5 protein-coding genes and 1 tRNA gene are annotated in these 7096 nt (G+C 72.2%); 4 read left to right on the top strand and 2 right to left on the bottom strand.

Annotation, left to right across the window (positions count from 1 at the left end; translation table 11 throughout):
- A partial coding sequence (mptB, locus tag D8M29_RS07085; RefSeq protein ID WP_127445871.1) for a polyprenol phosphomannose-dependent alpha 1,6 mannosyltransferase MptB occupies positions 1 to 1570 on the top strand: 1570 nt, incomplete at its 5' end.
- Complete coding sequence (locus D8M29_RS07080) at positions 1567 to 2952, top strand: glycosyltransferase family 87 protein (protein ID WP_127435441.1); 1386 nt, start codon at positions 1567 to 1569, stop codon at positions 2950 to 2952. The genes mptB and D8M29_RS07080, both read left to right, overlap by 4 nt.
- A gap of 35 nt (positions 2953 to 2987) precedes the next feature.
- Here D8M29_RS07080 and D8M29_RS07075 read toward each other — a convergent pair whose 3' ends face one another.
- Complete coding sequence (locus D8M29_RS07075; protein WP_036381181.1) at positions 2988 to 4433, bottom strand: DUF2079 domain-containing protein; 1446 nt, start codon at positions 4431 to 4433, stop codon at positions 2988 to 2990.
- A gap of 115 nt (positions 4434 to 4548) precedes the next feature.
- Positions 4549 to 4622, bottom strand: a tRNA-Arg gene (locus tag D8M29_RS07070).
- 198 nt (positions 4623 to 4820) lie between these two features.
- Between D8M29_RS07070 and ssb the strand changes: the two genes are divergently transcribed.
- Positions 4821 to 5372 carry a single-stranded DNA-binding protein gene (ssb, locus tag D8M29_RS07065; protein WP_127445870.1) on the top strand — a complete coding sequence of 184 codons (552 nt, stop codon included), beginning with the start codon at positions 4821 to 4823 and terminating at the stop codon, positions 5370 to 5372.
- Between the two features lie 98 nt (positions 5373 to 5470).
- On the top strand, positions 5471 to 7096 hold a 1626-nt coding region (ettA, locus tag D8M29_RS07060), incomplete at its 3' end, for an energy-dependent translational throttle protein EttA (RefSeq protein WP_238693346.1).

The following is a 7096-nucleotide window of genomic DNA, read 5'->3' as shown; positions in this document are numbered from 1 at the left end:
CGACTCGGTGTTCTCCGGCACCACCCTGCTCAACCCGCTGCGGGTCTACCTGCCCGGCGTGCTGCTCAGCACCGTGCTGCTGGCCGCCGGCTCGCTGCTCCTCGTCCGATCCTGGCTCGAGCTGGGCCGCGCGCTGCGGGGCCGCTGGGAGGAGCACGGCCGGCTGGTGGCCCGGGCCGCCTGGTGGTGGTCCGCCCCGCTGATGCTCGCGCTGCCGATCTTCTCCCGCGATGTGTTCTCCTACCTCCAGCAGGGCCGGCTCCTCGCGTCGGGTCTCGACCCGTACTCCCAGGGCGTGTCCGCTCTGCCCGGCTGGTTCATGCAGGGGGCGGACTCCATCTGGGCCGAGTCCCCGTCCCCCTACGGGCCGCTGTTCCTGCTGTTCGCCGAGACGACGTGGCGGGCCACGGGCGGCACCATCGAACTGTCCGTCACGGCGTTCCGCCTCCTCGCCCTGGCGGGCCTGGCACTGTGCCTGTGGGCGGTGCCGCGGCTGGCCGCCGTCGCGGGCCGCTGCGGGCCGTGGGCCACGTGGGTGGCCGTGGCGAACCCGTTGTTCCTGCTCTACATGATCGCCGGCGCGCACAATGACGCGCTGATGTCGGGGCTGATGCTCGCGGGCATCCTGCTCATGGTCCGCCCGCCCCGCCGCCGCGTGCATGCGCTGTGGGGGATCGTGCTGATCGCCCTGTCCGTCGCGATCAAGCCTCTGACAGCTTTGGTGCTGCCCTTCGTGGCCCTGCTCCTGCCCACCGGCTGGGCCCGGTTCCGCGCGGCTGATCCGCGCCTGCGCCGGCGGGACCGGCTCGGCCCGTGGTTCACGACGGCGGTGATCTCCCTGGCCGTCCTCACGATCCTCGGCGCCGGCTCCGGCCTCTGGTTCGGCTGGGTCCCGGCCATGCTCACGAGCGGGGACGCGGCGTTCCCGTATGCCCCCGTGGGCCTGCTCGGCCTGCTGCTCGGCGCGGTCGTCGACGCCGTGACGCCCCTGGGGGCGCGCGACGTGGCCGCGGCCTTCTACACCGTGATGACGGTGTCGGCCCTCGGCTTCACGGCGTGGCTGGCCCTGTGCCGCCGGCCCCTGGACCCGGTGTTCAGCGCGGCGGCCGTGCTCGTGGTGGCCGTCGCCACCGCCCCGATCATCCAGCCGTGGTACCTGCTCTGGGTCCTGCCGCTGCTGGCGTGCGCCCTCCGCCCGCTGCCGTGGGGCGCCGACCATCCCCGCTGGCTCGGGTGGGTCACCGCGCTCGCGGTGCTGCTGCTCACCGGCGTCGGCGTGGTGGACCAGCTCTCCGTGGCGCAGTGGCTGCCCGTCCTGGCCGTCCGCGTGTTCACCCTCGTCCTGATGCTCGCGGGGATCGGATGGATCATCCACCGCGATCCCGTCACCGCGCCCCTGTTCCCCGGGCGGCGGCGTCCTCCCCTGGAGGTGGTCGAGCCGCGGCCCGCGGCGGCGTCGCCGACGCCTCCGGAGGCGGGCGTGCCGCCGGACGCACCGCCTGACGGGCCGCCGTCGACCGCCGCGCACCCCGCCTCCTCGTCCACCCGCATCCCCCAGGAGAGACCGTGACCTCCCACCCCCGCAGTCCCGCCCCGACCCGCCCGAGCGCCCGCTGGGTCGGCCTGCTCGTCGGCCTGACCGTGGTGGCTGCCGCCGTCGGCGTGCTGACCAAGCAGTGGTGCCGCGTGAACGGCTGGGCGGCCCCCGGCGTGCACGCGCACATGTGCTATTCGGACTTCGCCCAGCTGTTCCCCACGCGTGGCCTCTCCGACGGCCACTTCCCCTTCTCCACGCCGCTGCCACCCGAGCAGTGGATGGAGTACCCGGCGTTGCTGGCCGTGGTCGCGGGCGTGACCATGTGGTTCGTGCCCGCCTCCGGCGACCTGCACGAGCGCACCGTGACCTACTTCGACGTCAACGCGATCGGCGTGGTGCTCTGCTGGATCGTGCTGGTCGTCGCGACCGCGTACACCGCGCGCGGTCGCTCCCGGGACGCCCTCCTCGTGGCCCTGGCCCCGGGGATCATCCTCACCTCGATGCTCAACTGGGACCTGTGGGCCGTGATGCTCGCCGCCCTGGCCCTGTGGGCGTGGACGGCGGGCCGTCCGACCCTCGCGGGCCTGCTCATCGGGCTCGGCACCGCCACGAAGCTGTACCCGCTGTTCTTCTTCGGCGCGATCTTCGTGCTGGCGCTGCGCACGGGCCGCTGGGCCGGGTTCGTGAAGGCGGCCGTGGCCGGGGCGGCGGCCTGGCTCGCCGTGAACCTCCCGTTCATGCTGACGGCGTTCGACCAGTGGTCCCGCTTCTACACGTTCTCGGGGGACCGCGCGGTCTCCTTCTCCTCCACCTGGCTGGCGCTGGCCTGGACGGGCTGGTCCGGGGAGACGTTCACGACGCTCCAGAACGGCCTGTTCCTGGTGTGCTGCGCGGGGATCGCCTACCTCGCCCTCGCGGCGCGGCACCGTCCGCGCATGGCCCAGCTGTGCTTCCTGATCGTGGCGTCCTTCATCCTGTGGGGGAAGGTGTACTCGCCGCAGTTCGTGATGTGGCTGATCCCGCTCGTGGTCCTCGCGACGCCGCGGTGGCGCGCGTTCTGGATCTGGCAGGCCGTGGAGGTCTACCACTGGGGCGGGGTGTGGATGGAGTCGGCCCGCATCACCTCGGACGGGGCGTTCGCCGGCGGCGCCTGGTGGATCACCGCCTGGTACGCCTCGGGGATCGTGGCGCACATCGTCGCCCTCGTGTGGCTCATGACCACGGTGGTCAAGGACGTCCTGGACCCCGCCCGTGACCCGGTGCGCCGCACCGCCCTCGACCAGGGCGCGCCCGAGATCGCCCCGGGGGTGGCGGAGGACCCACACGCCGGCGTCTTCACCGGTGCACCTGACCGACTGCTCCTGCCCCCGGCCGGACGCGGCCTGCAGCCGCTCGGCGGGTCCGCGGACCGCTGACGGCGGGGCGGTCCGCCGACGCCGTGGGGCGCGGCTCAGCGGTGCTCGAGGTACGTCGTGCAGGTGGGCGAGACCGCGCGGTCCGGGTGGTGCAGGACGACGACGTCGCCCGCGGACCAGACCCGCTCGAAGCCGAGCCGCTCGGCGCGGGCCAGTGCCTGCTCCGGGGTGAGGGGGTCCCAGCCGCCGAGCTCGGGCACCGAGGTGTCCACGATCATCCACGTGGCCAGTTCGTCTCCGATGTCCCCGTGCAGCCCGACGTAGGTGCGGGCCGTCAGGTGCGGCACGGCGTTGTCGGCGGCCTCGACGCACACCCCGTCCGGGATCAGCGCGACCGCGTGGTCGAGGTCGCGGGCGTGCTGCGTCATCGTCATGTCGCCGACGATCGTGCGGTGCAGCGGGTACACCTGCGGGAAGAACGCGGTGCCGATCAGACCGGCGGCCAGCGCCGTGGAGACGAGGACGGCGGGCAGCCGGCGCAGCGCGTCCCGGCGTCCGGCCAGCCGGTGGGCCGCCTCGAGCGCGGCCATGAGCAGCAGCGGGGCGAGGATCGCGTCATACTGGTAGACGGGGGCCCACACGTTGAGCCGGTCGTTGAACAGCCGCGAGAGCAGGATCGGCAGGGCCATCAGCGTCAGCGGGCTCAGGACCGGCAGGAACAGCAGCGGGACGAAGTGCAGGAGCCAGAGGGCCACCTTCAGCGGGTGGTCGAACAGCACCGCGACGGCGTTCCACGGTTGGGTCAGCAGGAACAGGACCGAACTGCGCATGTCCGGGCCCAGGGCGGTGAACTGCCAGTAGCCGAACGCCCCGGTGGGGGAGTAGTGGGGGATCACCACGGACGTGGCGAACCAGTAGCCGAGCACACCCAGCACGGCGGTGACCGCGGCCTGCGGCCAGAAGCGCCGGATCGCCATCACCAGGGCCACGGCCAGCAGGGTCACGCCCATGTCCTCTCGGACCGTGAGCAGCAGCGCCGCCAGGCCGGTGGCGAGCCACGCCCGCTGCCCGTCCAGGGCCCACACGAGCCAGGCGAGGATCGGCACGCCGAGGGTGACCTCGTGGAAGTCCCAGTTCACCATCGCCTGGAAGGGCCAGGAGAGCAGCAGGGCGGCGACGGCGGCCAGGGCCACCCCGTGTCCCGTGCGACGACGGGCGAACAGGTACACCGGCACGGCGGACGCGGCGAGGGCCAGCGCCATGACCACGCCGAGCATGCGGGGGTCCGGCCACACCCAGTAGAAGGGGGCCAGCAGCGCGAGGATCGGGTGGAAGTGATCGCCGAGGATGTGGAAGTCCACGCCCTTGACGGAGCTGAGGGGGGCGTTGAACAGCGCGTACTGCCGCACCACCTGGTCGAAGATGCCCAGGTCGTAGCCCTTGGCCTCGTAGGTGGCGTACCGCAGGAAGGAGTGCGTCACGTACAGGGCCGCGGCCGCGACGAGCAGGGCGGCCAGCTGGACGCCCTCGCGACGGGTCACACGGACCTCGGGGACGGCGGGTCGCGGGGCGCGGAGCCAGGAGCGCAGACGGTCCAGGACGGTCTCCTTCGGGCGGTCGTCGGGCGTGCTCGGACGGCTCCGCCCCTGGTCTGGGTGCCCCAGGAGGGATTCGAACCCCCGACCGGCGGATTAGAAGGCCGCTGCTCTGTCCAGCTGAGCTACTGGGGCTGGGCCGTGTCAGTCTAACGGCCGCCGGCCGCGGCGCCGTCGGCTCCTGCACAGTCGCCCGGGGACCTCCGCGCGTCCCCAGACCGGCCCCGATCCTGCCGGGGTGCCCCGCGGTGGGGTTGTCTGGCCATGGCGGATCAGCCGATGCGCCGACGACCCGCCCCGGCGCCCACCGGGGCCCAGCCCAGGAGGCACACCATGCAGGACCTCATCACCGTGCGCGGCTTCGTGGCCACGGACCCCGCCACCCGCCACACCGCATCGGGGGCCGCCGTGACCGGCTTCCGCCTGGCCACCACCGAGCGGCGCTTCGACCGCGAGACCGCCGAGTGGGTGGACGCCCACACCAACTGGTACAGCATCTCGGCGTTCGGCCAGCTCGGCTCGAACACCGCCCAGTCCGTGAAGAAGGGCAACCCCGTGATCGTCACCGGTCGACTCCGGGTCCGCGACTGGTCCTCGGGTGAGCGCTCCGGCACGTCCGTGGACGTGGTGGCGGACGCCGTCGGGCTGGACCTGGGCTTCGGCTCGGCGGCGTTCCAGCGCAGCCAGCGCGCGGCCGTGCCGCGCCCCGAGTCGGCCCCGCGCGACGACGCCGCGTCGGGCGGGCGGGCCGGCGCGGTCGGCGACGGGCTCAGCGCGGGCCTGCCGGACGGGGCCCAGGGTGGCGACGCCCCGGCCTCGCCCGGCCCGGACGAGTCGGACGCGGGCGCCCCCGAGCGCGAGCCGGCGGCGGCCGGCGTCGCCTGACCACGAAGCGGCACGGAGCACGGAGGGGGAGCGGGCTCGGTGGTCGCGGGATCGGCACGATGAGTGGAATCCCGCGGCCACCGACTAGCCTGGGCCGCATGGCGGAATTCATCTACACGATGGTCAAGGCCCGCAAGAAGGTGGGCGACAAACTGATCCTGGACGACGTCACCATGTCGTTCTACCCCGGGGCGAAGATCGGCATGGTCGGCCCCAACGGCGCCGGCAAGTCGACGATCCTGAAGATCATGGCCGGGCTGGACGAGCCCTCGAACGGCGAGGCGCGGCTCTCTCCCGGCTACTCGGTGGGCATCCTGATGCAGGAGCCCAAGCTGGACGAGTCCAAGACCGTGCTGGAGAACGTCCAGGAGGGCGTCGGCGAGATCTACGGCAAGATCCAGCGCTACAACCAGATCTCCGAGGAGATGGCGAACCCGGACGCGGACTTCGACGCCCTCATGGAGGAGATGGGCGAGCTGCAGTCCGCCATCGACGCCGCGGACGCGTGGGACATCGACTCCCAGCTCGAGCAGGCGATGGACGCCCTGCGCACGCCCCCGGGGGACGAGCCGGTCACGAACCTCTCCGGCGGCGAGAAGCGGCGCGTCGCACTGTGCAAGCTGCTGCTGGAGAAGCCCGACCTGCTCCTGCTCGACGAGCCCACCAACCACCTGGACGCCGAGTCCGTGCTGTGGCTCGAGCAGCACCTGGCCTCCTACCCGGGCGCCGTCATCGCCGTCACCCACGACCGGTACTTCCTCGACCACGTCGCGGAGTGGATCGCGGAGGTCGACCGCGGCCGCCTCTACCCGTACGAGGGCAACTACTCCACCTACCTGGAGACCAAGCGTGCCCGCCTCGAGGTGCAGGGCAAGAAGGACGCCAAGCTCGCCAAGCGCCTGGCCGAGGAGCTCGACTGGGTCCGCTCCAACACGAAGGGCCGCCAGGCGAAGTCCAAGGCCCGCCTGGCCCGCTACGAGGAGATGGCGGCCGAGGCCGAGAAGACCCGCAAGCTGGACTTCGAGGAGATCCAGATCCCGCCGGGCCCGCGGCTGGGCACCGTCGTGATCGAGGCCAAGGACCTGAAGAAGGGCTTCGGGGACCGCGTCCTCATCGACGGCCTGTCCTTCTCCCTGCCCCGCAACGGCATCGTCGGCGTGATCGGCCCGAACGGCGTCGGCAAGACCACCCTGTTCAAGACCATCGTCGGCCTCGAGCCCCTGGACGGCGGTGAGCTGAAGATCGGCGAGACCGTGAAGATCTCGTACGTGGACCAGTCTCGCTCCAACATCGACCCCGAGAAGTCGCTGTGGGAGGTCGTCTCGGACGGCCTGGACTACATCAAGGTCGGCAACGTCGAGATGCCCTCGCGCGCCTACGTGTCCGCGTTCGGCTTCAAGGGCCCGGACCAGCAGAAGAAGGCCGGCGTGCTCTCCGGCGGTGAGCGCAACCGCCTGAACCTGGCCCTGACCCTCAAGGAGGGCGGCAACCTGCTGCTCCTCGACGAGCCCACCAACGACCTCGACGTGGAGACCCTGACCTCCCTCGAGAACGCGCTGCTCGAGTTCCCGGGCTGCGCCGTCGTCGTCTCAGATCTGAGAAGTCGCTGTGGGAGGTCGTCTCGGACGGCCTGGACTACATCAAGGTCGGCAACGTCGAGATGCCCTCGCGCGCCTACGTGTCCGCGTTCGGCTTCAAGGGCCCGGACCAGCAGAAGAAGGCCG

The organism is Micrococcus sp. HSID17227 (assembly GCF_003989405.1).
Classification (GTDB): domain Bacteria; phylum Actinomycetota; class Actinomycetes; order Actinomycetales; family Micrococcaceae; genus Micrococcus; species Micrococcus luteus.
The sequence above is the reverse complement of the archived record's forward strand: the minus strand, read 5'-3'. Positions and strand labels throughout refer to the sequence as shown.

Excerpts from the sequence above, each read along its gene's own strand:
- ssb (WP_127445870.1), top strand. The coding sequence starts at position 4,821 with ATGCAGGACCTCATCACCGTGCGCGGCTTCGTGGCCACGGACCCCGCC.